The organism is Actinobaculum sp. oral taxon 183 str. F0552, assembly GCF_000466165.1.
Classification (GTDB): domain Bacteria; phylum Actinomycetota; class Actinomycetes; order Actinomycetales; family Actinomycetaceae; genus Peptidiphaga.
In genome coordinates this window covers 27,243-52,356 of record NZ_KE951406.1, presented here as the reverse complement: position 1 = coordinate 52,356, position 25,114 = coordinate 27,243, and the positions used below count along the sequence as shown (strand labels likewise).

At 61.5% G+C, this 25,114-nt stretch carries 18 protein-coding genes, 2 tRNA genes and 1 CRISPR repeat array (1 of these 21 running past the window's edge); of the genes, 3 read left to right on the top strand and 17 right to left on the bottom strand.

What is annotated here, in order from left to right:
• Positions 1-38 precede the first annotated feature (38 nt).
• Together HMPREF0043_RS00830 and HMPREF0043_RS00825 are read right to left on the bottom strand one after the other, a co-directional pair.
• Entirely contained in the window at positions 39-2,441 is a 2,403-nt protein-coding gene (locus tag HMPREF0043_RS00830) for a glycoside hydrolase family 3 protein (RefSeq protein ID WP_084431953.1), read from the bottom strand.
• A 196-nt stretch (positions 2,442-2,637) separates the two neighbouring features.
• A tRNA-His gene (locus HMPREF0043_RS00825) sits at positions 2,638-2,713 on the bottom strand.
• Positions 2,714-3,084: 371 nt separating this feature from the next.
• On the opposite strand from HMPREF0043_RS00825, the gene HMPREF0043_RS00820 reads away from it, so the two are divergent.
• The gene (locus HMPREF0043_RS00820) at positions 3,085-4,065 is read left to right on the top strand and encodes a zinc-binding dehydrogenase (protein WP_021600864.1); all 981 of its coding nucleotides are present in this window, start codon (positions 3,085-3,087) and stop codon (positions 4,063-4,065) included.
• A 46-nt stretch (positions 4,066-4,111) separates the two neighbouring features.
• On the opposite strand, the gene HMPREF0043_RS00815 is transcribed toward HMPREF0043_RS00820, so the two are convergent.
• The 4 genes from HMPREF0043_RS00815 to HMPREF0043_RS11830 form a co-directional block, all read right to left on the bottom strand.
• A complete protein-coding gene (locus tag HMPREF0043_RS00815) occupies positions 4,112-5,035 on the bottom strand; it encodes an ATP-grasp domain-containing protein (RefSeq protein ID WP_040317519.1) in 924 nt (307 codons plus the stop codon).
• A gap of 111 nt (positions 5,036-5,146) precedes the next feature.
• Positions 5,147-6,805, bottom strand: a complete 1,659-nt coding sequence (locus tag HMPREF0043_RS00810; RefSeq protein ID WP_051317360.1) for a DUF262 domain-containing protein — start codon at positions 6,803-6,805, stop codon at positions 5,147-5,149.
• 83 nt (positions 6,806-6,888) lie between these two features.
• Positions 6,889-6,961: transfer RNA gene (locus tag HMPREF0043_RS00805), tRNA-Lys, on the bottom strand.
• A 67-nt stretch (positions 6,962-7,028) separates the two neighbouring features.
• Complete coding sequence (locus tag HMPREF0043_RS11830; protein WP_021600861.1) at positions 7,029-7,151, bottom strand: hypothetical protein; 123 nt, start codon at positions 7,149-7,151, stop codon at positions 7,029-7,031.
• A gap of 20 nt (positions 7,152-7,171) precedes the next feature.
• Between HMPREF0043_RS11830 and HMPREF0043_RS00800 the strand changes: the two genes are divergently transcribed.
• On the top strand, positions 7,172-9,928 hold the full coding sequence (locus HMPREF0043_RS00800) for a DEAD/DEAH box helicase (protein ID WP_232205970.1): 2,757 nt from the start codon (positions 7,172-7,174) through the stop codon (positions 9,926-9,928).
• A 48-nt stretch (positions 9,929-9,976) separates the two neighbouring features.
• Positions 9,977-10,843 carry a YggS family pyridoxal phosphate-dependent enzyme gene (locus HMPREF0043_RS00795; protein ID WP_051317368.1) on the top strand — a complete coding sequence of 289 codons (867 nt, stop codon included), beginning with the start codon at positions 9,977-9,979 and terminating at the stop codon, positions 10,841-10,843.
• Positions 10,844-11,401: 558 nt separating this feature from the next.
• Here the strand turns inward: HMPREF0043_RS00795 and HMPREF0043_RS00790 are convergent.
• The 11 genes from HMPREF0043_RS00790 to HMPREF0043_RS10475 form a co-directional block, all read right to left on the bottom strand.
• Complete coding sequence (locus HMPREF0043_RS00790; protein ID WP_021600856.1) at positions 11,402-12,535, bottom strand: branched-chain amino acid aminotransferase; 1,134 nt, start codon at positions 12,533-12,535, stop codon at positions 11,402-11,404.
• A gap of 106 nt (positions 12,536-12,641) precedes the next feature.
• Positions 12,642-13,724, bottom strand: coding sequence for a 3-isopropylmalate dehydrogenase (locus tag HMPREF0043_RS00785; protein WP_040317518.1), 1,083 nt, complete (start codon positions 13,722-13,724; stop codon positions 12,642-12,644).
• 219 nt (positions 13,725-13,943) lie between these two features.
• Positions 13,944-14,669: a hypothetical protein gene (locus HMPREF0043_RS10490; protein ID WP_084431931.1), complete on the bottom strand. Its 726-nt coding sequence runs from the start codon at positions 14,667-14,669 to the stop codon at positions 13,944-13,946.
• A 916-nt stretch (positions 14,670-15,585) separates the two neighbouring features.
• Positions 15,586-15,978, bottom strand: a complete 393-nt coding sequence (gene cas2e, locus HMPREF0043_RS10485; RefSeq protein ID WP_084431929.1) for a type I-E CRISPR-associated endoribonuclease Cas2e — start codon at positions 15,976-15,978, stop codon at positions 15,586-15,588.
• The gene (gene cas1e / locus HMPREF0043_RS00775; protein WP_040317517.1) at positions 15,972-16,928 is read right to left on the bottom strand and encodes a type I-E CRISPR-associated endonuclease Cas1e; all 957 of its coding nucleotides are present in this window, start codon (positions 16,926-16,928) and stop codon (positions 15,972-15,974) included. The genes cas2e and cas1e overlap by 7 nt, the downstream gene beginning before the upstream one ends.
• A 15-nt stretch (positions 16,929-16,943) precedes the next feature.
• Positions 16,944-17,687 carry a type I-E CRISPR-associated protein Cas6/Cse3/CasE gene (cas6e, locus tag HMPREF0043_RS00770; protein WP_021600850.1) on the bottom strand — a complete coding sequence of 248 codons (744 nt, stop codon included), beginning with the start codon at positions 17,685-17,687 and terminating at the stop codon, positions 16,944-16,946.
• 11 nt (positions 17,688-17,698) lie between these two features.
• Entirely contained in the window at positions 17,699-18,403 is a 705-nt protein-coding gene (gene cas5e / locus HMPREF0043_RS00765; RefSeq protein WP_021600849.1) for a type I-E CRISPR-associated protein Cas5/CasD, read from the bottom strand.
• Positions 18,403-19,545 (bottom strand): type I-E CRISPR-associated protein Cas7/Cse4/CasC, encoded by a 1,143-nt coding sequence (gene cas7e, locus HMPREF0043_RS00760; RefSeq protein ID WP_040317516.1) that lies wholly within the window; start codon positions 19,543-19,545, stop codon positions 18,403-18,405. Before cas7e ends, cas5e begins: the two co-directional genes overlap by 1 nt.
• A 4-nt stretch (positions 19,546-19,549) precedes the next feature.
• Positions 19,550-20,260 (bottom strand): type I-E CRISPR-associated protein Cse2/CasB, encoded by a 711-nt coding sequence (gene casB / locus HMPREF0043_RS10480; protein ID WP_232205967.1) that lies wholly within the window; start codon positions 20,258-20,260, stop codon positions 19,550-19,552.
• On the bottom strand, positions 20,260-21,906 hold the full coding sequence (gene casA / locus HMPREF0043_RS00750; RefSeq protein WP_051317367.1) for a type I-E CRISPR-associated protein Cse1/CasA: 1,647 nt from the start codon (positions 21,904-21,906) through the stop codon (positions 20,260-20,262). Before casA ends, casB begins: the two co-directional genes overlap by 1 nt.
• The gene (locus HMPREF0043_RS10475) at positions 21,881-24,886 is read right to left on the bottom strand and encodes a CRISPR-associated helicase/endonuclease Cas3 (RefSeq protein ID WP_084431924.1); all 3,006 of its coding nucleotides are present in this window, start codon (positions 24,884-24,886) and stop codon (positions 21,881-21,883) included. Before HMPREF0043_RS10475 ends, casA begins: the two co-directional genes overlap by 26 nt.
• A gap of 132 nt (positions 24,887-25,018) precedes the next feature.
• A CRISPR array of direct repeats spans positions 25,019-25,114; the repeat unit is 28 nt; unit sequence GTGCTCCCCGCGTATGCGGGGATGATCC; it runs 8,297 nt beyond the window's last position.

Sequence of the window (25,114 nt, the reverse complement as noted above, 5' to 3'; positions counted from 1 at the left end):
GACCGCTCCCTCCCGTAACGGTGAAAGTGCCCTTCGCCCTATTCGCCTCCCCGTTTCATCGTATAGCGGTGGGTGCGATCATCGTCGATGACGCCTCCGAAGCTCATGCCGTAGCCGAAGTCGTAGGCGTTGCCTTCCGTGTCGGCGTATGGCTCGTAGTCGAAGGGGAGATCCTCGCAGTGGGCCTCAACAGCCTCCATGTCTGTGGGAAGGGCCAACGGCAGCAGTCCCGACGGTGCGAACGCGCCTGTCAGGAGTTCCCATACGGCATCCTGCTCCACGCCGAAATCCACGATGATGGCATCGACGTACGGTTCGAACTCGGCGAGCACGGCGGGGTTGTGCATGCGAACCACCACGATGACGGGCTTCTCTTCCATGTCCGCCCGCGCCTGCAGAACCGCGTTGAGATCGGAGGCGTTGACGGCCCGATTGGTCTTGTCCCTGTAACCCCGGTCGGCGCTCTCGCGGAAATCCCCGGAGGCGATGGACCGTTGGCGAGCGGTCCGCGCCGTGTAGGGTCGGTACTGAAGGGTCAACGGCAGGTAGCCGTTGCCGCCCTTCTCCCGGTCGTCCACGGAGTAGGGGTTGGACAGAGGGCTCTCGATGAAGACGACGGCGACATCGGCCTTCCGCGGATCGTGCGTCCGCCGCAGGGGACAGGAGTCGACACGGAGAGGGTCGACGTCATGCGCCGCCACCGGCGTGCGGAAAAAGGACAGCGAGTCCTCACGGTGAAGGGTCGGTACATACACCGTGGCGTCTGAGGTGAGCGGCAACGTCGGGTGCACGGCCGATTCCGAAACGTTCGCAGCACTGTCAGCGGATGGCGCTCTCGACCCCGCTACCCCGCTGACGCCGACCGGTCTGTTCTTCAGCAGGACGAGAGAGTCGCGCTGCGCGGCCTTCCCCGTGGAGGTGAAGTCGGCCCTGCCCACCGTGGCCGTCGAGCTCTCAGGGTCCAAGTAGGGGTTTTCGAACAGGCCGCACCGGAAGGACGTGCGCAGCAGTCTTGTGGCGCTCGCCTCGAATCGATCGCGGGCCATCCGCTGTCCGTCCCGCCGTGCCATGAGTCGGTAGGCCTCTAGGATCGGGCCGATGTCACTGTTGCCGCCGAATTGGTCTACCCCGTTGTCGATGGCGAGCAGGTGGCGTTCGGCGACGCTCATGTCCTCGACCCCGTAACAGCGTTTGCCGAACTCGCCGATCTCCGGGTCGGGGTCGGCGGTGACACCCCAGTCGGTGCACACGACGCCGTCATAGCCGCAATGGCCGCGCAGCAACCCGTGTATGAGGTAGCGGTTGTACGAGTTGCCTCGCGGAGTCTGGCCGTCCCGGCCGTCATTGCCGCCTTCGTACCCCCACGCGATCGAGTAGTAGGGCATGACGGCGGCCGCGCATCCTGTGGGACCGGGCAGGCGAAAGGCCCCTTCGGTGAAAGGCTGCAGGTGTTCGGCTTCGTTTCCCGCGGGGTAGACGGCGAATTTGCCGAAACCATAGTGAGCGTCTCGTCCGGCCTCCCCGCTGCCGCCGCCCGGCCAGTGTTTGACCATGACCGCTACCGAATGCCGACCCCAGCCAGGGTCGGTGCGCGAAACAGTTCCGGCCTCGCCGACGCATTCGCCACACGGGATTTGGCTCGTCTGCATGCCATCGCAGTAGGCGGCCGCATAGTCGGTGACGAGCCTGGAATGCGGACCCCAGGTGTCCTCCAGGCGCATCCAGCGCGGTTCGGTTCCCAAGTCGATTTGGGGCCCTAGAGCGGTGACGATGCCCAACGCCCTGTACTCGCGGGAGATTATAGAAGCGCATTCGCGCATGCGTTCCGGGTCGAACAGCGCCGCCATGCCCAGTCCCTCGGGCCAGCGGGAGACGCCACCGGCTCCGCCCTTGAACTCGGCCGACGCCTCGGCTGCACCGTTGCGCGGATCGGAGGATGCGTTGACTGGGATTCCGAGGGGAAGGGCCTCGCAGAACGCCTGCATCGCATTGTTCCAGCGGGCGGCGGTCGCCGCGTCCTGCAGATTCATGACAAGGACGTGGCGGACGCCGTCGGCGAGCATACGACGCTGTTGGTCGGTCAGATCCCAGGGGCGAGCGCCTGAGACGTCGTAATCCTTGCCACCGTAGGTTCCGGGGAAGGGACCGTCCGGCAGGGCGGGAACCGTCTGGTGGGGAGAGTAGAGCATGAGTCCGGCTATCTGCTCGACGCTCAGCCGGCCGGCCAAGTCGGCGGCGCGAGTTGAGGCGTCCAATCGCCAGTCTTCATAGGGCAATAGTTCACCGGTACGGGCCAAGTCCTTGAAAATCCGACCCTCCACTTCGATGAGAGGGGCGCAGACCGTGACGATCTCCGGCCCCTCGCCGCCCGGCTGTGGTTGGCGGAGAAGAGCCGGCTCCCCCGACTGCTGGCATTCGTCTTCCCGTCGGGAACCGTGCATGGTCATCGCCTCGCTTCAGCCTCACTCCCTGCCGGGCGGACAACCGGCATCTGTCGTTCCCTATCCTCGCAAATTCGACGAAGGAGTGCGCCAGATCGCCACCTTGAGCCCGAAAACAGGTGAACGCATCGATGAGTTCCCCACCGGGAGGCACTCCCCTCCAGAACAGCCTTCACCGACGGGCCACATCCACCCTTGGGGTGGCTGACGGGACTCGAACCCGCGACCGCCTGGACCACAACCAGGAGCTCTACCAGCTGAGCTACAGCCACCGCGTGCACCGCCTTGTGAGCGGCAACGAGACGAGTTTAACGTCGCCGCGAGCGCGCCGCCGAATCGGTGTCCCGTGATGCCGGACACCTGCCCGGCGTTCTCGTGAGACTGCGTCGCGGTTCCGGCATCGCTGTATTTTCGGTCACAGTCAGTCGATTCGCCGTCGGCTCTCTGCGGCGGCGTCCGCGTGGATCCGCCGGAACGCAGCAAACGTCAGGACTCGCCCTCCTCCGCGCGGCGCGCTTCGCCGGAAGAGGACATTCGCGTGTTTTACAGCCAATGCGCATGTCCCGCGGTTAGTCTCGTGTCGCTTGCCTAAGTCGACGCATCCTGTGCAGTCGACGCATCTACGCATCATGAGGAGGAATTCATGAAAGCCCTACTGCTCGATGCCCCCGGTCCTCCCGAGACCCTCCGGCTCGGCGAGGCGCAGGCCCCTCACGCCGGCCCCGGGGAAATCGTCGTCCGCGTCAAAGCGTGTGGTTTGAACCCCGTCGACTATCGCGTCGCCCAGTCCGGCAACCCGGCGTGGACGTGGCCGCACATCCTCGGCCTGGATGTGGCCGGGGTCGTCGAAGAAGTGGGCCAGGACGTCAGCGGTTTCGTTCCCGGAGACAAGGTGGCCTATCACGGGGATCTCCGTAGGAACGGCGGGTACGCCGAGTTCGCCGTCACAGCAGCGGACACGGTCGCCCCGATGCCTCAGGGACTCAGCTTCGAGAGGGCCGCCGCACTTCCGTGTGCGGGCATGACCGCCTACCAGGCGATCAATCGTCGACTTCACCTGCACGCCGGAGACACCATACTCGTCACGGGGGGAGCGGGTGGCGTCGGAGGATTCGCCATTCAGCTCGCCCGCTCGCGCCAGGCGCGCGTCTTCACCACGGCCTCGCCCGCCAATCTCATGTACGTCGGCAGACTCGGAGCCGACATCGTCTTCGACTACCATACCGACGACGTCCCGACCAGCGTCCGCGAACTCACGAACGGCTACGGCGTGGACGGCGTGATCGACACCATCGGCCCGGATTCAGCTCGCGACAACCTTGAGCTCGTCGCCTACGGAGGAGGGCTCGTCGCCGTGGCCGGACGCCCGGAGACGAACCCCGTCCGGCCTTTCACGACGTCTCCGTCCGTGCACGAGATCTCGCTCGGGGCCGTACACGCCTATGGCAACCCGGCCGCCCGGAAAGACCTGGTCACCATGCTCACCGCCATCATGAGGCGTGTGGCCAACGGAACCCTCGACGCCATGCTCACCGAGACCGTGAGCCTCGCCCACGTCCCAGCGGCCCTGGCTCACCTGGCGACGCGGCACGCCCGCGGCAAGACTGTCTACGTGGCCGACTGACCGTCTCCCTTCGACGGTCCTCGCCAATGGCGGACGGTCGACCGCATCACCAGCCGACCCTCATGGCTATGGCGTCGGCGAACTTGGCGAGATGGCCGGGATCGGAAGAGAGGTAGAGCGAACCGTCGATCAGCGAGATCTCCATGACGTAGAACTCGTGCTGGTCTGCCGGTCCGCCGCGTACGATGTCGACTCGGTTGAACAAGGCGAGCTCGTCGCGCCCGTGTGTGTCGATGGTGAAGGAGTGGACGGCCTTGCGGATCTCCTCGCCCCAACGCCATTCGTTTTCGTTGGCGTCGGCCGAGCGCACCACCTCTTCGTGAAGCTCGTCTTCCGACCGAAAGCGCGGGTGGAGCATAGCCTCTTTCTCCACCCTGTATGCGGGCAGCCCATTGAGGTAGATGAGGGATATTTCACCTGAGCGATCGATTTCCTCAAGGTATCGCTGCACCATGACGGAACGGCCGCGCGAGAGCTCGTGCATCGCGTGGCGGATGGCCGCCCCGCGCGATGCCGGGTCCGTGGCAGTGTAGCGTCCGGTCCCCCGCCCTCCCGACGACACGGCGGGTTTGACGACGAAATCGCCGAAGGCCGGAAAGCGCGTGTGCACCTGATGCTTCGAATACTTGTGGTCGGGTTCGAGCCACGTCGTCGGAATGGTCGACAGACCGCGCCTGGCCAGCTCGGCCAGATAGTGCTTGTCCGAATTCCACGACATGAGACCCGCCTGGTTGAGCAGCCGGGGAACGGAACGCGCCCACGCCAGGAAAGCTTCGCGGTTGACCGCATAGTCGCGCACTGACCGCACGACGACGACCCCCGCCGCATTCCAGTCCACGGAAGGGTCGTTCCACACGGCGATACGGGGTTCGAGGCCTCTTTCCCGCAGCGCGTCGGGCAGTCCAGCCTCGTCGGGGTCGAGATCGGGCAGATCGGCGCAGGTGGCCAGAGTCACGAGTGGTGCAGACACGTCTTCAACTGTACCGGAACGGACCGAGGCGAGGCGGGCCTACGGCGGACCAGAGCGCTTCCCGCTTCGCCCACGTTCGTCCACCCGCCAAGGCATCGCCTCGGCGAAACCCTACAGCTCGTCGTCCGGGCTGGGTGCGGCCGGGGCCGAGGCGTCGGGGTCCCTCCCGGTCTGGACATCCAGAAAGCGGTGGACTTCGTCGACGATGCGCTGAGTTCTCCTCTCGATCACCGTCTGCGGATCCGATCCGAATAGCCTGACGTCGTCCGGAGTGAAGAAATGAGAGGCGAGCACTTCATCGATCTCGCGGTCGCGAATCGAGTCGTACACCATGGCCATCCAGTCTGCGATGTCGGGATCCTCGAAACCAAGGATCACACGGTTGCCCGTGGAATTGCGGTGTCGCTCATCGCAGTCATTCGAGGAGACGACCCGTCGAACGACGTCGTTGAGCGAGCCGATCTCTTCGACGCTCGCAGCTAGGTCGTTGAACTCAAGCCGCTTCCGCGTCTCGAGCGAACGAGGATGGCGCGCCCACATCGTGCAGAGGGCTATTCTGCTCGCCCCCTGATTGGTTCTGAAAACTTCCAGATCGGGAGTGGTGAAAGTGTTCTCGACTTTAACCGCATCCAGAAGCCTTTGAATCGACCCGTGCTCATCGCCTTTGACAATGAGTTTGGTGAGCTTACGCACAGACGTACTGCTGGAGAGAGACAGCAGCACCGCATTCGCGGCGGCTCTCCAAAACCATCGGACGAGAAGCCTGCGAGTGCGTCTGTCCGGGTCGGGGAAAAGGGAAAAATACCTGTTGAGGATGAGTAGAAGGAACTGCTGCGGCAGGAACGTCATATGGGGAACCCCCACCCGATCCTGAAGGAACTTGACAGTGGCGTGAAGGGAATCCTCCGTCCGGCGAAAACTCGTAGCCTCGTCCTCGTCCGGAAAGTCCGACAGTTTTCTCCTGTCGGGCGTGAACTCGTCGTTGGGGCTGCGAGTGAGGTCGGGATGCCTGCGCACGAGGAGCGCGGAATAGACCATGTCATCGGGCATCCGTCCGAACGTGGTGCTGGAGGCGAGGCTGTCGGCGATCGTGGTGACGTTGACGATCTCGGCGCCCGATCCGCTGGCGCCGTTGATGGCGTTGAAGACTTCGGACTTCTTCAAACGTTTGCCCGCATTGTTGATCCTGTCGAAGATCCGCCGGAGCTCGTCCTCGTCCGCCCGTTCGAGGACGGTGGTCGGCAATGCGAAGTCCCGCAACGCGGTCGTGACCGTTTGCAGGTGCTCCGCATACTGCTGTCCGTCAGGGTTCTCCTGGAACCACATGAAAAGCCGAGGGATGCTGAACAGAGTCGGAACCGGAACGGCCACCTGCCCGCGCGCATTGCGCAGGCTCGTGAAACGCTCGTGTTTGGGCAGGTAGACGACCGCGAACTGCGAATTCGCGTCGATCTCCTCGGCCACGGCGTTGACGAGGCTCGTGATGCGCTGTTGCCCGTCGACGACCCAGAGGGCGTCGTGCCTTTCGGGGGCGACGATGCCGAGTTCGCCGAAGCGCACGTTCCCCGCGGGCGCCTCGCGCCTCCACAGAAGCGCGTTGCCCACCGGATAGCCGCGCCGGATACTGTCGAAGAGATCGAAGATGTCCTTCTGCCCCCACCGGAAAGAACGCTGAAACTCAGGGATGCGGAGCGCGCCTTCCCTCGCATAGTCGACGAGGTCGCTGATCGTAAAGGTCTGTGCACGCGACTTGGCCTTGGCAACTGTCATGAGCCCAGAATACCCACCGGACTTCGACTCGATACAGACCATCCACGCGAAGAGGCCTCCGATACCTCGGAGGCCTCAGCCAGTACACCGCCTGGGACTCGAACCCAGAACCCACTGATTAAGAGTCAGTTGCTCTACCAATTGAGCTAGCGATGCGAACGCATTGAGCTTACCGCCGTCGACGCCTCCGTGCAAGTCGGAGCCGTCGGCCCCGGATGTGCCTTCACGCACAGGGAATGACGAGCACGACGGAGACCCCGGATCGCCGTCCTCGGCGGGCTTCGCGATCGTTGCGGACCAGCACGGCGTCCCTCGCCTCGCCGACGCCGGCAACGCGTGACCCCACGGATATGGCACCCTTGTTGAGTGACTTCCTCCGTGCCCGCTGAGGCTTCCGCCGCACCCTCGCCTCTGAACGCCGCCCTCGACCGCATCGAGGACGCACACGGCCTGATTCCACCGGATGAAGCGATCTATGAGGAATTCGTCTCCTGGGCCGAATCGACCGGTCGACCTCTCTACCCTCATCAGGAAGAAGCCCTCCTCGCCGCCGTCGAAGGCGAGCATCTCATAGTCTCCACTCCCACGGGCTCGGGCAAGTCGATGGTGGCCCTGGCGGCGATCTTCACCGCACTGGCGGAAGGCCGCACCGCCTATTACACGGCCCCGCTCAAAGCGCTCGTCTCGGAGAAGTTCTTCGAACTCATCGCGACCTTCGGAGCGCACAATGTCGGAATGATCACCGGCGACACATCGATCAACGCATCGGCACCCATCGTCTGCGCGACGGCGGAAATCGTCGCGAACATGGCGTTGCGCCAGGGCGAGGACGCCGACATCGGCGTCCTCGTCGCCGACGAGTTCCACTTCTACGGCGATCCCCAGCGCGGCTGGGCGTGGCAGGTACCGCTTCTCGAACTCACCTCGACCCAGCATGTACTCCTCTCCGCAACCCTCGGCGACACGGCATTCCTCGCCGAGGACATGAAGCGCCGCACCGGCCGCAGCGTGACCACCGTCGACGACGCCGAACGCCCCGTCCCCTTGAACTTCTCCTACTCACGCGAGCCTCTGGGCGAAGTCGTCAACGAACTCGTCCACACACACCGGGCACCCGTCTACGTCGTCCACTTCTCCCAACGCGAAGCGGTGGCCCAGGCCCAGGCGCTCCTGCCGATCAATCTCCTCGCGAAAGAGCAGAGGAATAAGATCGCGGCGGCGATCGGCGACTTCCGATTCGGCCCCGGATTCGGCAGGACCCTCTCCAAACTCCTGCGCGCCGGAATCGGCGTGCACCACGCAGGGCTCCTCCCCCGCTATCGACGGCTCGTCGAACGACTCACCCAGATGGGGCTCCTACAGGTCGTCTGCGGAACGGACACACTGGGCGTCGGCATCAACGTGCCGATCCGCACGGTACTCCTCACCTCCCTGTCGAAATTCGACGGCGCGCGCTCGCGGCATCTGTCCGCCCGGGAATTCCACCAGATCGCGGGGCGCGCGGGACGCGCCGGTTTCGACACCCGAGGCGACGTCATCGTTCAGGCGCCCGAGTACGAGATCGAAAACGCGAAGGCCCTCGAGAAGGCCGCGAATGACCCGAAGAAACTGAAGAAGATCGTCAAGAAGAAGGCGCCCAAGGGCGTCGTGCTGTGGTCGGACAAGACCTTCGCGCATCTTCAGAGAGCCCAGCCGGAGACGTTGGTCTCGCACATGCGGGTGAGCCATGCGATGCTTCTCAACGTCCTTCAGAGGCCGGGCGACGCCGTCGCAGCCGCCATCCGCCTCCTGACCGACAACCACGAGCCCGCCACGCCGTCCAATCCGCTCCTTCGCAAGGCGGTGGAGATATACGAGACCCTTCGGTCCGCGGGCATCCTCGTCCACCACGACCGTCGGTGGCAGGACGCTCACCCGGGAGAGTCCGCCATTGCATTCGCCCGCGAAGTCCCCGGCGATTTCGCGCTCAACTCGCCGCTCGCGCCCTTCGCGCTGGCGGGTCTCGATCTGTTGGACCGCGAATCGCAGGACTATGCGCTGGACGTCGTCAGCGTCGTCGAATCCGTCCAGGAGAATCCCATGCAGGTCCTCTATGCACAGGAGCGGGAGGCCCGCGGCGAGGCCATCGGGAAGATGAAGGCTGCGGGGATCGGGTATGAGAAGCGAATGGCCGAGGCCGACCGGATCACGTGGCCTCAGCCTCTCGGCGAACTGTTGCACGGAGCGCTGGACGTCTACCGGCAGACGAATCCCTGGGTCGACGGCTACGAGCTCACTGCGAAGTCCGTCGTACGGGAGATGATCGAGCATGCGGAGACTTTCTCCGAGTTCGTCTCGCGTCTCGACCTCGCTCGCAGTGAGGGGGTCCTGTTGCGCTATCTCACCGACGTCTACAAGGCGCTCCGGCAGACAGTTCCCCTCGAGGCGCGCACAGACGAAGTCGACGACATCACAGTCTGGCTCGGCTCGCTCATCCGTTCCGTCGATTCCTCGCTGATCGACGAATGGGAGGCCCTCGCGGAGGGGAGAGCCACGGCCCAGCAAGCCGAAGGCCCCGCTACGGGTGCGGAGTCCGGATTCGACGAAGTCGCCTATGGCGTCGCAGAAGGCGGCACGGCGGCTTTGACCCGCAATCGACATGCCTTCAGGGTTGCGGTCCGCAACGCGGCCTTCCGACGAGTCGAAGCCGTCCAGTTCGAGGACGGCGAGGCCCTCGACCGTCTGGACGGCGACCCATCGTGGTCTCCGGGAACAGCACCGGACGGCACCGTTTACCCGCAGGGGCCGACCTGGGACGGCGAGGCCTGGCTAGAAGCGACCGACCCGTTTTACGACGAATACGAGGCGATCGGCATCGGCTCCCAGGCGCGTGGAGCGGATTTCTTCCGTATCCGGGAACGGGCCGAAGCGGCGGATCTCATCGAAGTGGGCGTTCCCGGCGACGTGGCGGAAGCGCTCATGGACGGAAGAGAACCCGGCCGCCTATGGGTCGTCACACAGGTCTTCGATGACGGCGTAGGCGACGGCGACTGGGGTTTCCACGCTTTCGTGGACCTCGACGAATGCGACGAGGCGGGCGCGGTGCGTCTGCGGGTCGTTCGCGTCGGGAAACTCTGGAGTTGACCTGACGCGGCTACACTGCAATTGTCACTGCCGGCATACGAGGTCGAGATGAGCAACGAACCAGACAACCCAAAGGGAATGGCACAGCGCGGACGAATCGAGACGAACGGCGTCAACTGGTCGGGGCAGGAAACCAGCTTCGACGGCGTGCTCCGCCCGGATGTGACCGAGATCGCCACGCGCTTCACTCGAATTCGCGAGAGCGTGGCGGCCGCTTCGATCGCCTCGGGGCGTGCCGAGGACGCCGTCGCCATTCTCTTGGCCGCGAAGTTCCAAGAACCGGAACGCGTGGCAGCGGCGCTGCGAGCCGGTGCGTCCAGGATCGGCCACAACTACATCCAACAGCTCACACAGAGTGAGTCCGAATTGAGATCCTCGGGGGCGCCGTCCCACCGAGTGCACGTGATCGGCCACGTCCAGGCCAACAAGGCCGGCAAGGCGCTGCGCGCGGCCGATTGCGTGGAGACGGTCGACTCCTTCGAGCTGGCTTCTCGTCTCAACCGCATTCAGGAGAGGCGCATCTCGTCGGGCGAATGCGACCGGTGGGGGGATCCGGTCGGTCGTTTCGATGTCATGATCCAGGTCAACTCCGCCGGATCGGAATCCCAGTATGGAGCCCCGCCGGAGGCGGTCGTGGACTTGGCGGGGGAGATCGCAGAGCTGCCCAATCTGCGTCTGACGGGGCTCATGCTCATCGGCGCGAATACGGATGACGTCACGGCTGTCGCAGCTTCGCATGCGCGCGTGCGCGAGCTGCGCGACGCCATTAGGGCGGCCGGGGTGAGTTCTTGCGCAGAATTGTCGATGGGCATGACGAACGACATGGAGATAGCCGTCAAGGAGGGCTCCACCCAGGTGCGAGTGGGCACGGCGGTGTTCGGCCCTCGCCCATTCCTTCGGACATCTACGCGATAAACCTCCGGGTCCGACGGCGCTGCACGGCCTCCTGTGAAGGATGTCTAGCGCGCCGACCATAGCCTCGCCGTTCTGCCGGGTCCGGCCCCCAAGGCGCCGGCGTCTGCGCACGTCATTGCCATCGCCGCCTCGCACCAAGAACGCTGACCGCTCCGGCTCCAAGAAGCTCGGATAACTCCAACCAGCGCTGAGTCCCGAGACTCCCCTGAGGCCCTCAGGGGTTCTCAGTTCCTCGGCATTCCCCTTCGCGCACGATGCTCCGCTCCCGCAGCGAGTTCGCCATCGCCGCGGCCAAGTGCGTCAACGTCGGCGTATGCGCGAACTCCCACGATTCTCCTCTGGGCACTCCTCACTCCGCGAGCTCCGGTGTCAAGCCGGAACAGCTGCGACCGCCATGAGCTCGTCTCGACCGTCATCCCAGCTCAAGACGGCGCAGTGAGCCTCCCGGCAAGACCGGCCGCAACCTTCCGAACGCGGCGATGCCACCGGCAAAGGCGGGGAACCGATCGAAGCCCGGCTGCCCGAATCCACAGGTTCCTCTGCGTATCCGAGGCCGCCTCATGCCAAGCGGTACAGCCAACCGTGCGTGTCTTCAACCGTTCCGAGCTGAATACCCGTCAAGTGGTCGTATATCGCTTTGGTCGTTTCGTGTCCCGGAAGATCGACGTGGAAATCCCGACTCGAAAGCGACCCGATGGATGTGACGACGGCGGCAGTCCCGCATGCGAACATCTCGGTCACCGCACCACTGTCGATTCCCGCTAGAACGTCCGCAATGGGCAGAGTCTCCTCCCTGACGTCGCGTCCTTCGTCCCGCAAGAGCTGAAGGATGGAGGAACGGGTGCATCCCGCGAGGATGTTGCCCGTCAACCGAGGCGTGCGGATCGATCCATCCGACATGACCACGAAGACGTTCATGCCGCCGAGTTCGTCGATATCGGTCCCCATCGTCGCGTCGAGGAACATGACTTCGTCATACCCCGCGTCGTGAGCGACCGTCTTCGGCAGCAACGAGGATGCATAGTTGCCGCCGGTCTTGGCGTCGCCCATGCCTCCCGTTCCGGCACGGTGGAACTCCCGTTCGACCCACACGTCGATGGGCTGGAATCCATTCGCGAAATAGGCTCCGGATGGGGAGGCGACGACCATGTATTCGTAGCGATGCGAGGCCCGCACACCCAGAAAGGCTTCGGATGCGAATATGAAGGGACGGAGGTAGAGGGACGACCCCGGCGCATCGGGCACCCATGCGGCGTCCTGACGGACGAGATTGACGATCGATCCGATGAAGGCTTCATGCTCGAATTCGGGAATGGCCAGGCGGCGGCTCGAATGGTTGAGTCGCGCTGCGTTGTAGGTGGGCCGGAACGTCCAGATGGAGCCGTCGGCGTGCCGATAGGCCTTCAGACCTTCGAAGACCTCTTGCCCGTAATGGAGAACCGCGCCAGCCGGGCTCATGGCAATAGCTTCGTACGGTTCGATCCTGAAATCATGCCATCCCCGCTCGGCGGTCCATGTCGCATGGGCCATGTGGTCGGAGAACCGTTTGCCGAAGCCGAGATCGACGAGAGCCGCGCTGCGCTCTGCCTGGCTCGTCGAATGCGGATTGGGAACGATTTCCCAGGAGCCGAGCAATTCGTCGGCGAGTGGAACCTTTCCCATGGAAGCGAGTTCTAGATTCGTATACGTCATTGTGTCACTTCTTTTCTTTCTTGACGATAGACCGATTGTAGCCGGAGGACGTGCCGAGGCATCGCCCGCCCAAGGGTTGAAGACCGCCTGCTTCCCGGTCGGGTAGTCAGCCTCGGAGACGGGCTGCGATGTCGTCGCCTATCTGCGGAGTTGAACGCACAAGAGGGTTTCCTGAAGCCGCTGCCTCCGCCCGCACCGCCATATCGGCCTCGACTGCTGTCTCGATGGCACGTGCGGGGCCGGGATGCCCCAAATGGTCGAGAAGCAAAGCCGCGGAGGATATCGCCGCGGTGGGATCGGCCTTATGCCGCCCGGCGATGTCCGGAGCCGACCCGTGGACAGGCTCGAACATCGACGGGTAGGAGCCTTCGGGATTGATGTTGCCCGAGGCCGCCAGGCCGATGCCGCCCGTCACTGCGCCGGCTTCGTCGGTGAGAATGTCACCGAAAAGGTTGTCGGTTACAAGCACGTCGAATCGTCCGGGATCGGTGAGCAGGAATATCGTGGCGGCGTCCACGTGGAGATAGTCGACCGCAACATCGGGGTATTCGGCGCCCACTTCTTGGACGATCCTTCGCCACAAGCCTCCCGCATTGACAAGGACGTTGTGTTTGTGAACGTACGTCAGCTTTTTGCGAGAACGTGACACAGCTTTCGAAAAAGCGTAGCGGACCACTCGTTCCACTCCGTAAGCGGTGTTGACGGAAACCTCTGTGGCGACTTCGTGAGGGGTTCCCTGCCGCATGACCCCGCCGTTGCCGCAGTACAACCCTTCGGTCCCCTCTCTCACGACGAGGAAGTCGATCGCGCCGGGGGCTGCGAGCGGAGTCGGAACACCCGGATAGTGCCTGCTGGGTCTGAGATTGACATAGTGGTCCAAGGCGAAGCGGAGTTTGAGGAGCAGACCTCTTTCCAACAGTCCGGAGGGAACTGACGGATCGCCTACCGCTCCGAGGAGGATTGCGTCATGTCGCTTGATCTCTTCGAGCTCGGCGTCAGGGAGGATCTCGCCCGTCCTGTGGTAGCGTTCAGCGCCAAGTTCGTAGCGGGTAAACTGAATATGTAATCTTTCATTTCCGATTGTGTCGCATAATGCTACAGCAGACTCTAAGACTTTACAAGCCTCGCGGACGACTTCAGGACCGATGCCGTCACCCGGAATCACCGCGATGTCGATGGTGCGAGTCATGGATTCCATGATAGCGAGTACCGGAAACCCGTGACTGTCGTCTCGGCATTTGGTCATTTTCGTCGAACGCAAAAGAAAACGAAAAGATTATTCAATACATACTAAGCGTTTTGTCGTGTTATACTATTAAATATTTAAATACAGTATCGCGAATCGACTTTAACCATTTAAATGTAATGTACAATATAAAATAAATCCTTTCAATAAAATTGAACTGCGTTAGTCAATATAGTATTCCACATATTTCATTTCATGAGTGATATTCATTCCCAGGGACTCATCGTTCTTATCGTCCAAAAGACTCTTGACCGCGAAAAATCCCCCGACAATAAGCCCTATGACGATGAGAAGGATGAGGATCACGCCTATCGGCCTTGTAAAGAAGCCCTTTTTCTTAGGCCTCTGATCCGACTGCCCCGATCCCGCATCCGCGAAGGGTTGCCCGCCGAGCACCGGCGGAAGAGCGGCCGACGCCGGCATAGCCTGGTATTGGGGCATGGCCTGGTACTGCGGCATCGCCGCCGAGGGGGCCGACGGTGCAGTGCCGTCAATCGCTGGTCCGAGAGTACCGGTTTCTCCAACAGGCCTTGGATTCGCGCCGATCGGACCGGGAACGTCGCCGACCGGATACCCTCCCGGACTACCGGCATTCCACGACTGACCATGCCCGGCGTCTGACAGCCCGTCGGGCGGCTGTTCATTGAAATAGGCCGAGTAGGACGAGAAGACTTCGGCTGCTCTCGAGGCGGAGAAGACCGTCTCGTCGGACGATGCGGCATTTCCGGACTCGGCAGCCTGCAAATGCCGCTCATCCTCATCGTCAAGCCAGAAATTCCATCCCTCCGGAGCCGGCCCCCAGGCGGGGTCCGGTCGCCACGACGGGTCGGGAACCCATCCTTCGGGCGGAGCCGGCCAATTGGGCGGCGGATTGAAGCGCCTGACCATGTGCAACTCTCCTTACAGTATAGTGCATGTTGCGACAGCACTGGCATTCTATCTCTGCACAACCGCCTTGCCACAAATACAACACCGCTCCGCAGTAGATCCACCGGCGAGGAGTGAGAAGAAGAGATCGGCTCAGGACTGCCCGAGGAAGATGGCCAGCCATCCTAAGGCCAGAGTTGAGGCGATTGCCGTGGCCAGCATAAGGATTCCGCCCGGCCTCATGAGGAACTCGCGTCTTCGCGCCGGCCAAAGGGTACGCGGATGCGTGGAGACCTGCGCTATGCGCTGACCACTCGCGTGAGAGCGACGTCGAGAAGTATGCCGTATATCATATTCAGACTGCCGTGATGCAGGATAACCGGCCGACACGGTGTCGATAGGCCTGGCTGGAGCGGGGCATGCGTTGGCAGCGCGATACGTCGATGCCCCTGAATACCAGGAGGCGGCAATCCTGGCATCGTCCCGAGAACCGGCGGACGGCGAAAGCCGAGACTCCCGAGGCTCCGGTTTGGAAGCCCTCTCATGGACGGCATCGGCTCGCCGCGAATCCCCACCTCCTTCGGAGGAAGAGGGACTGTACGTCATTCCTCGCCAATAAGCGGTTTCATCCGACCAAATCCCTGCAGAGCTGTCCCGATGACGGGACACATCGGAACGTTGGGGCATGTCTCGATTCTCCTTCGCGTTCGCTATATGTACTGTGATCCGATTTGCTGGTCCAATTCTGACACCGGCTCGACGGAAAATTAACCATCGGATGACGGGTAATGGTCCACAGGGGAACCGGTGCCCGTCCTACGTCGACAATCCAAGGTCGGGAGTGTGAATGCGATGGTCCTGTGTCCGTCTCAGGCCCGGAGATCAAGCCTCGGATCGGCCGACCATCGTTCACGGCTGTCTGTCTCGTCCCCGGAGGTCAGTCTCGCCGGAGCGCCCTCTCAGCGGAGTTACGATAACGGCGCCGGCGAGCGGCGATCGACCAGGATTCCTTCGGAGGCGACACCGCTCCGGGAAGCCTTTCCACTCCTGCGGAGGGAACAGATGGAGCCTGCATGACCAAAAGCCCTTCGACATCGACAGGAATGCGTTCATGGCCGAGAGACAGGATTGCGAATCTCTGTTCGGACTTGACCGGGTAAACGAGCAACGCCCTTCCCTGCCCGATGTTGGCCTGGATCAATTCCCAGACCTGCTCTCGCACCCGCGTGGAAAGGTGCCCGACGTACACCCCTGCGGACACCTCGAGCATCCATCGTGTGAGGGCCCCGCGCAGTCCTGCGGGTGCCGCCGACAGGACGATGACTACCATGGGGGATCCCCTCCCTCGGAGGCCTCCATGGCGAAGGCGTGATTGGTCCCTCCAGCGACGATCTTGCGTTGATAGTCCCACAGAGAGACGACGTTGACGCTCAGGTCCTCCGACTCATCGACTTCCAGGAGTCTTTGGATGTCGCGCACGCAGCGTTCGATGACTTTGAATTCGAACACCCTGTCGCGGACGCGCCGTCGCGTCGTCCCGGTTATGTCCTCCATGCCCTCACTGATCACGTCGAAGGCCACGGGTATGGTCACATCGGCTTTGTACAGATCGGCCATGTCGTAGACGAAAGACCTCTCATGGCCGGTGTGGACGAAACCCAGCCCCGGCGAGCACCCCAGTGAGACGATGACGGCGTGAACGACGCCATACAGCGCGGCGTGCGCGGCGGACAGAGCCTGGTTGACGGGATCTGACGAGTCGAAGTCGTCCGGCTGGTATTCGCGCCTCTGCCATGGCACTCCGGTACGGCGGGAATTCTCACGGTATACGGCTCGGACTCTCGCGCCCTCTCTGCCACGCAGTTGCTGCATGGTGAGTCCGGTCACGTCCTCGCCCGCGAAACGCATGAGGTACATTTGGCGTGCCACACCCAAACGCTTCTGGGGCGAAGAGACACGAGCGGCTTGTTCGACCAGCAGCCGGGTCGACGTGGCCAGAGAGCGTCCATGGGCGTAGTAGCGCACCCCGCGTTCGCCCACCCACACAGCGGTGGTGCCGCACTCTCCGAGCAGCATCATAGCCTGGTGGCTTATGGACGTCCCCGGCCCTAAGAAGACAGCGAGCAGGGACGCCGCGGGAACGCGCATCATCCCCTGTTCGTTGCGCGCCGTCAACGCACCGTCCTCGCGATGGACGACGCAGTGCTCGAGGTACAGGAAGGACATACGGTCCGCGGCTCTGGGAAGCGCAGTCACAGGGACGGGAAGCAGGCGCGCCATCGAAGTTACGCACCTTCAGGATCGCTTGGGCCGGGCCAGGGTCATGAGACCACAGCCATACGCTTTCGAGGGCCCCAGTCCGCCGACGAGCATTCTCTTGAACGGCTCGGCGTCGTCGATACGGAGCACGCCTTCGTATACGACTCGGCTGATGGTCACTCTGTCCCGACGCTGCCCATCGCGACGGTTGCGATAGAAGACGGGTCTGTCCCTTCGGACGATCAGCACAGAGGAAGCGTCCAGCGGGGAAGAGCCATCGGAGTCTTCTGCCGTCCCGTCACGCTCGGCATCGGCGCCCGCAATCGAGAACCCGTATTTGCCGGTCCTCTCAAGAAGCCACTTCCTTTGGTGCTCGACAGTGACGTGTCCGTATCTTTTACCGCGAGTACCGGGCTTACCAGGAACCGAGTGAATGGGATTGGCCGACAAACGGAATGCCCAGTGCTGGCCGTTCGACAGCTTGTCGAGGAACCCCTCATAGTCCAATGTGCGGGCCGTGTCGCTGAGGCCTGCCTCGGATTCCAGCTGTGTCAGTTCCGGGGGGCTTGGGGAGAGGATGTACAGGGACACGCCAAAGCTCCCCGAATCCACGCGCCACAGCACGCGCCCAGGGGGAAAGCCGTCAGTGGCATCTGACTGCCCCGATTCGCCGCCGGGCTGGCACGCTTTCATCACGACAGCGTGCATAACCTGGGGCGAGCTCAGGAGTTTTCGAGCAAATCTTCTGTGCAGGTCGAGTTCGATTTTCGTCAAGTGCATCGGTCACCTCGTCAATCTTCCAGTTCGGCCATCGGATCGTGGTGATCGACCCCGCGCATACCGCCCAGGCAAATCCTATGACGTTCGATGTCGCGGAAGGAGTACTCGCGATGTCGAGGGTCGAAGGAAAGGGGCACGTCCCGGCTTCCGCGCACGTCATCGGAATGCTCTCCGTCCCGCACGGCTTCCTTGTCGATGAGGATCTCCGCATGGAAATCCCAGCCGTTACGACGTTGAAACCGCTCCGAAGCCAGCCAAGGCTCCTCTTTCAGGGCCTCAAGCAACGGTGCCTCACGCAATCCCAGAGACACCGGAAGCGCAGGCGGACACGATCGCCGTCCGAGATAAAGCGGAAACGCCGGATAGCGCACCGCTCGATCGAGCGTCTCGAGCATCGATCTCTCCCCTGCGATTCCGGCCAAGAAGACGGCGTCGGACAGGTAGTACCGGTCAGACAGCGGCATCGACTTCTTCCCGTCCAGCGTATGAGCAGTGTGGAAATCGCGGATGACCGTACCCGGCTGGTCTTTGCGCACTCCGAAACGCAGAGTCAGCAAGTCCTCGACGGGGTCGGTTCGGCGTCGGCCGACAGCCGCCGCCAGCATTCCGAGGATGCCGCTCTTGGTCGGCGCCAATTCGGTAGCGCGAATGGAGAATTTCGATTTGACGCCCCAGGCCTGCAGGGGACCTGCCAGGCGCAGAAGCAGGACGGTCATCACTCGGACTCCGCGCCGGGCAAGCGGCGGGCGACGACCTCGCGCACTCTGCCGTCCAAATCGGCGAAGGAGATGCGTTCGCCTAGCGATTCGACGGCTTCGGGGCTCTCCATGCTCACAGCGAATCCGTGCAGAGGCTTGAATCCATATGTCTCTTCGAGCTTTCTCTCGTGGTCGGCCAGCTGTCTAACCGACCGCGTGACATAGCCTTCAGTGAGATCTTGGGCAATGGGCTTCTCGAAAGCGCCGACGAACGAGACCGGTTGATCCTCACGGATGTGAATGACGACGGTGTCTGGCAGCGTGCGGTTGGCGAATGTATTCTGCTTGCCTGTCGGCATAGATCTAATGAAACTTTTAATAAAAGCAGTCAAAGCACGCAACGTCGCCTCATTATTTCCTAAATTCTCCAAAAGCATACCTATATTTATCGTTGCGTATCGATAAATCGTCGCCGATGAGAATTCAACGGTGCCCATCATTCCCGCCCCTGCGTCTTCCTTCTCCTCGGATCGGGCTTTCTCGTCATCCACGGCGGTGTAGAAATCGAATTCGTTTTCGGCGGCGTGGGTGGAGATGGCGTGGGCGACCTGGCATGCGGCATCGACGTTGAGATCGGCGTCGTCGGCGACCATCCTGCCGAAGAGGGCGACGTCGATGGAATTGCCGGACTTGAAAATCGCCTTGACGGCTTTCTTGTCGAGCGCCTTGCCCGAACGGTCACTGGCTATGGCCAATTCCGCGAGCATGGCGATCTGCCTGTGCGAGAGGAAGATCAGATAACCGGATTCCTGAGACTTAAGGGACTCTTCCCCATTCTTCGCCCGTGAATCGACGAGCTTGATCTTGGCGGCTTGGAAGACTTGCTCCGCCAAGCTCTGAGCCTGGTCGGAGAGGTCTTCTGCCTGCCTGGCGATCTCTTTCGCGAGGACCTCGACCACCCGCTTGGTGCGTGTGCCCAGCTCGGAGGCATCCAAATAATCGGTGAAGTCATGACGGGTCGCACGCTTCCATGATTGGCTGGATATGCGTAAACGCTGTACACCTCCGTAGATGGCCGACTTAGGGGAGCCGGAATCATCTCTGTTGACACAGCTGGGCGGAAGATCTTGAACAATGTGAATGTCAACATATGTATTCATTATTTTATTCCTTTGTATTTCTCAAACTGTTGTGTAGTGAGTTTTCCGAGCAGATGTCTTCTGCTGTGGAATCGGTCTCGCTGGACTCGCCATCTGTCGAAGAAAAATCGTAGTACTGGCGTGACCAATGCCGTCGCACCGCCTTCGCCCCTCCAGGACGCTGGAAGCAAACGATGTCGTCAACCAGCATGCCATAGTCCAAGGGTATTTCCTTGGCGCGCAACAGCGAAACGAACGATCGAAGATGACGACGCAATTCCCTCGGAGTCGAGGACATTACCAGAGCATCGAAACGGGCACGAGCCGATGGGTTTTCATCGTCACCGTATCCTACAACGCTGTGAGCCGCATGCCCGAGTCCTTCCGCCGGTCGATGCATAGGCTTGGTTCGAGATTGCTGATGGGCCGCATAGAGAGTCATGGAGACGTGGACTGCGAATTCCTCACGTGTGGGCTCGTCCGGCGCATTGTCGGAAACGTCCACCTGAGTGAGATGCCAGATCTCCACACGCTCGCCGGGCCCTGCGGTGAGGCCGCGGCGCAGGTTGGCCAAGTCCGCCCGCGCCCGAGCCTGTTTCCGAGAATCCTCGGACAGATATCCTTTCTGCAAACATGAAATCTTACAATCGATCTTCTGTCCGATCGGACTTAGATTACGTCGTTTTCTTTTACGTAAAGGCTTTTCATCTTTTATTATTTCATTAACTGTGGTCACTATTGATCTTTCTCTTTCGCTTGTTGGGAAATGATAGATATAGGAAGGGCTCTGCTTAGGGCGGTGTCGAACCATTTCATCGCGAGGCCGACATCGATGCGGCTCCTCCCTTCACCGCGTCCGGCATAAGCTGCCGGCGGAGCCGAATCCACCAGATTTTCCTTCTGCCTGCGCGCCTCACTTCGAAGCCGGTTCCGCCAGTCGTCTCGGGCCGCCTCGGGCTCAATGCCGTCCAAGGAGGCCAACCACCGAGGGAACCCCTCGTCGATGGCCAAATAGAAGGCGACTCCGGCTTTCTCCCTGGCGGAGGACACGTCATCGGGATCGCCCCCTCGGGCGCGAATGAGGTCACCGCCCAGTTGCCGCACCACTTTGGCGACTTCCTCCGTCTTCTCCATCGCATCACGGACAAGCGTCACAAGCCGCTTATTGTCCGGCGCCAACAAACCAGCTGGAAGGTTGAGGACATCGTCGAAATGCTCGCTGACCACTGCCTCTTGAGCCCCGTACTCGATGCCGACGGCATGAACCGGAATGACACCTCGGTGGGAGACGATCTCTTGTGCGAGAAGCTTTTCGTAAAAAGAAATGACTCCTGGAATTCTATATCGGGTAAATTCTCCTTTGCCCTTGATCTTTAACTTCGGAATGAGTTGAGGGATGAGGCTGGATAACCCCCTCCACATGGCACGATCTTTGTCATGTTTACGCGGCATGAAAACGATCTCTTTGAATTTTTTAGTTTGAGGCTCCGAATAACGCCATGCACTCATGGGCTCCACGAGATAGCGATTCCGCGGCGTCGCTTTGTCGCCATTGCCGAGGAACAGCCCCGTAACGCCCTTTTCGTCTCCGTGAAGCAAGGCGCGGCGAGTCTGCCACGTGTAGCATGAGACGGGTCCGATCGGTTCGAGGTCCATGGAACCCGCCGGGCCATCGGGCTTCTTCTCCCATGGCGGTAGGTCGGCTTCGTGTTCGACTTCGGCAAGGTCGGCAAGGCTCTCGGTGACTACCGTATTGAGCAGGATCGTCTCAGCCAGATTCCTCCCTTCGACGGCCACGACGCCGATCTGGCCGGTCCACCCCGGACCGATGGGGTATACTTTTCCGCCTTTGACCCTGGGGTCGCCGACCGCGCCCGATCGAATTCCCGAGGGGTCGAAGGCGTGCACATGAACGAGCCAGCGGGCGGCCTCCGCCCACCCCATGCGGTCGAGCCCGGGGCCGATCCGCGTCGTGAAGAAAGGCTCTCCGTTGGGAACGTCCGCGATCAGTGACTCTAGGTCCGAGATCTTTCCCGATTTGGCGTGGATTCCGGCAACTTGAAAGAAGGGTGCCTCAGGATCGCGCAGATCGAAACGATCGCGATATCGTTCGAGGTAGTCGCCGGCATCGGCTCTGAGCTTCTCTGGATTCGCCCAGTAGGCCCTCCAGTCGTCCAGGTCTTCAGGACCACCGGTGGCTCGGTGTGCAATGGCTAGCAGAAGCCGTAGGAGCGCCATATCCTGACTCGCGATTTCGCCGTGAATTCCCGAGATTCGGACGGCGTCTCGAAATGCGGTCAGGAGAGAGACTTCACCGGGTTCCCCATCGAGCCAGGTCACGCGAATCCAGGGCTCGTCAAGCAGATTGAAGCTCTGTGTCATTTTCATTTACTTCCATAAGGCCGGTTGTAGAAGTGTACTCAACGGTTACGCCGGCCAGTTGAGCGCGTCCGTCGGTGAGTGGAAGGAAGAGTCGGCCGCGCAGATCAGGGCAGGCCTGCCAGGCGGGAACGAAACAACTCTCTTCGAGTTCGTCGAGAACTCTATCAATCATACTTGAGTTCGTGAATCGGGGAGGAAGCCTGACCTCAGACATCGCCATCGCACGCACAACATTCCGATCGGGTACCCGATCGACGGGTATAACCGAAGAAGAAGCTCCTGGTGCAGTGGAAAGAGTGCGCAATTCCTCCTGCCCTCCTTCATCACGTCGCTCAAGGAGGATGACTTCCAAGGAATCCTCGCCGTCGCGGACTTGGGCCTTGCCTTCTTCGGAGTCATCGGCGATCGTTTCAAGCCAGCCGACAAGCGATGCGGTCTTCCCTCGCATGGCAGGCTCATTCAATAGAAAACCCCTCGATGCCTTCGTGCTGTCCTTCTGCTTTTTACACGCCTTGCCCCGTGCTCGTTCGAGGGCCTCGGCCCACGATGCGGGGGCTTCAGATCCCGCACCGTACACTGCTTCGACAAGGTCGCGGACGTCGTCGGGGACCGTGACCAAGGCGTCGTCCGCAAGCACTCTGTTCAAGGCCGCAGCGGTGAGGAGCATATCGTGTTCTCCATAGATCATCTCGGACCCGGGCTCCACTCGGGGATCGGGGTTCGAAGCGCTCGGCAGCCAATCGACATAGCACACAGGAGCGCTTAAGGCTTTCGGCCGGGTTCGTCGATGACGGTGCAGGCGTCCCATCCGCTGGAGGATCAAGTCGATGGGAGCGAGGTCGGTGATGAGCAGGTCGAAGTCGACGTCGAGGGACTGCTCGACCACTTGAGTGGCCACGACGATCGCCCGATGAGGACGCTCCGGCCGCCGGCGCGGCGATCCGAAACGGCGAAGAAGATCGGCGTCCCTGGCGAGGCGATCGGAAATGGTGAAACGGGCGTGGTTGAGACTCACGTCCTCGCCGAAGGCCTCCCGCAACTGCTCGTAGGTTTCTTGTGCCCGGCGCACAGTGTTCCGCACGACGAGGGCGCAACCGCCGTTGACCAGAGCATTGCCCAAAAGCGCCGTGAGACTGTCGTCTTTGGCCAGACGCTCAATGCGTACACGGCTGCTGCGACCGGTCGCCTCAACGGGCGTCACGTCCATACCATCCCGGCCGACAGCGGCCAGGGAGGGGAAGGGCATGCTGGCAACATTCGGTGACGGCTTCTTCGGCACTTTCTCTCCGGCCATGAGCCGCAAGCCGCGACGGTAGGCGTCGGCAAAGCTCGCGCAACGCGCTTCCGAGAGCGTTGCGGAAAGTAAAATCACCGGCACCCCGTAGGATGCCAACCAGGTGAGAGCGCGTTCCAGATAGTTGTTCATGTAGGTGGAATAAGAGTGCACTTCGTCAACGATTACTATCTTTCTGCTGAGACCGAGATGCCGCAAGGCAAGATGTGGAGCGCGCATGGATGAGAAAAGAACGTGGTCGACGGTAGTCACAACGAAATCGGATAGCATGGACTTCTTGCGGCCTGTGAACCATGTCATGATCGCAAGATCTCTCTGCGCTCTATCATCATTTTTTACGGACTCATGATGTTGTTTAGCGGTTTGTAAATTATCTTCATCCCGCCCTATGTCATATGGACGCGACGGCCTGTGTTTCTCCGGGTCTTCTTGAGCTTCTCCCAAACTGCCGAGGAGCCGGTCTCGTATCTCGTACCCCCTCTTTCGCAAGCTACCCGCTTCTTTGTTCAGACGAGCCCGGCCATGCTGGAGCTGGATTGCGAAAGTCGAGGCAGCCCCATCCGCACGATAGGAAGATTCGATTTTGCCCAACCAATCCAATTCACGAGAGAACATAGCGTCCGTGGTCGCCTGAGTCGGCAGCGCGAACAGAACTCCAGACCGTCCGGTACGCGCCGCCATGATCTCGGCGGCCATAAGCGCGGCCTCGGTTTTGCCCGATCCAGTGGTCTCTTGGACGATGAGCATCCCAGGCAAACTCATGTCCCTGGCTCTCTTGACGGCAGTGCGCTGAGCAGCCGTCGCCGAAGTGCCGTCAGGCAGGTCGAATCGAGCGTTCAACAGGAAGTCGGCGCTTTCTCCGCCATCGCGGGGATGCCATGGGGAAGGCAACTCCACGCGGGACCAGCCCGTTTCGACGCGCCTTTCATGCACGTCGCAATCGAAAAGAGACATGCCGTCATCGTCAATGGATAGAAGAGGAAAATATGTTTCAGAGGACGCCAGCCAATCAGCTAGAATAACCAGACCTGATAATTCAACTAAAAAAGGTTGAGACCACGACTTGGACTCTGATTTATGCGCCCAAAATTGCAAATTGTCCTTAGCGCCGGTACGTTCTGCCACGAGATCGAGAAGTTCAGCGTGAACAGTTTGCCACGCATAGTCTCCTAGTAGAGGTTCACGGCCCCGAGCATCATTTAGATGGCCTTCCAGCGCCGGGATTCCATGGTGAGCGCCGACTATCGACGCCAAAGCCCGCGCCGTCGAGATACCCCAGCCCAGTTCCTTAAGCCATCGTTCAAGAACCAACTGGCCAGCAAGCGCGTGAGGGACTCTGCGGCGTTCTTCAGGATCAATGGGAGTATGATCAAGGCCGCCTTCGCGCATGCGATCGTCCAAATAGGGGACCTGGGAACTGAAAGCGGGAGTGGCTTTGCCTATGTCATGAGCGCCCGCGATCCAAGACGCGAGCAAGGCGAACTCATCTTCTGGATTTAATCCAGATTCGGATTCGGCGAACTCGACTTGAATCAGATTCGAAATCGTCGGCGTAAGCCAATTCCTCGCCAAAAGCCGAGCGACGCCTGCCGTGTCCAAAAGATGAAGCCAGAGCGGCGACCAACATCGCCGCTCCGGGTCGTACCCCGATTTGGCCCATGCTCGGCGTGAACCAGTGGACAGCATCTCCGTACCCCTTTCAGGACAATGTTAGCAAAACCATACTACGATCCGCCTCCTCCTGAGGGGTGGGTGACGGGTAAAGGAAAACTGGTATAATCACGGCGGCGATCCTTGGTATTGCAGGGATTTCCAAGTGTGCTCCCCGCGTATGCGGGGATGATCCTCCTTGCGGACACTGGCCTAGAAGGCCGTGGTTGTGCTCCCCGCGTATGCGGGGATGATCCCCCGTCC

What these genes read in the sequence shown, in the direction of transcription:
- HMPREF0043_RS00795 (WP_051317368.1), top strand. Translation starts at nt 9,977, where the DNA reads ATGAGCAACGAACCAGACAACCCAAAGGGAATGGCACAGCGCGGACGA.
- HMPREF0043_RS00785 (WP_040317518.1), bottom strand. Translation starts at nt 13,724, where the DNA reads ATGACTCGCACCATCGACATCGCGGTGATTCCGGGTGACGGCATCGGT.
- cas7e (WP_040317516.1), bottom strand. Translation starts at nt 19,545, where the DNA reads ATGAATACATATGTTGACATTCACATTGTTCAAGATCTTCCGCCCAGC.
- HMPREF0043_RS00790 (WP_021600856.1), bottom strand. Translation starts at nt 12,535, where the DNA reads ATGACGTATACGAATCTAGAACTCGCTTCCATGGGAAAGGTTCCACTC.
- cas5e (WP_021600849.1), bottom strand. Translation starts at nt 18,403, where the DNA reads ATGACCGTCCTGCTTCTGCGCCTGGCAGGTCCCCTGCAGGCCTGGGGC.
- HMPREF0043_RS10475 (WP_084431924.1), bottom strand. Translation starts at nt 24,886, where the DNA reads ATGCTGTCCACTGGTTCACGCCGAGCATGGGCCAAATCGGGGTACGAC.
- HMPREF0043_RS00830 (WP_084431953.1), bottom strand. Translation starts at nt 2,441, where the DNA reads ATGCACGGTTCCCGACGGGAAGACGAATGCCAGCAGTCGGGGGAGCCG.
- cas2e (WP_084431929.1), bottom strand. Translation starts at nt 15,978, where the DNA reads ATGGTAGTCATCGTCCTGTCGGCGGCACCCGCAGGACTGCGCGGGGCC.
- HMPREF0043_RS00820 (WP_021600864.1), top strand. Translation starts at nt 3,085, where the DNA reads ATGAAAGCCCTACTGCTCGATGCCCCCGGTCCTCCCGAGACCCTCCGG.
- HMPREF0043_RS00810 (WP_051317360.1), bottom strand. Translation starts at nt 6,805, where the DNA reads ATGACAGTTGCCAAGGCCAAGTCGCGTGCACAGACCTTTACGATCAGC.
- cas1e (WP_040317517.1), bottom strand. Translation starts at nt 16,928, where the DNA reads ATGGCGCGCCTGCTTCCCGTCCCTGTGACTGCGCTTCCCAGAGCCGCG.
- casA (WP_051317367.1), bottom strand. Translation starts at nt 21,906, where the DNA reads ATGACACAGAGCTTCAATCTGCTTGACGAGCCCTGGATTCGCGTGACC.
- HMPREF0043_RS10490 (WP_084431931.1), bottom strand. Translation starts at nt 14,669, where the DNA reads ATGGTCAGGCGCTTCAATCCGCCGCCCAATTGGCCGGCTCCGCCCGAA.
- cas6e (WP_021600850.1), bottom strand. Translation starts at nt 17,687, where the DNA reads ATGCACTTGACGAAAATCGAACTCGACCTGCACAGAAGATTTGCTCGA.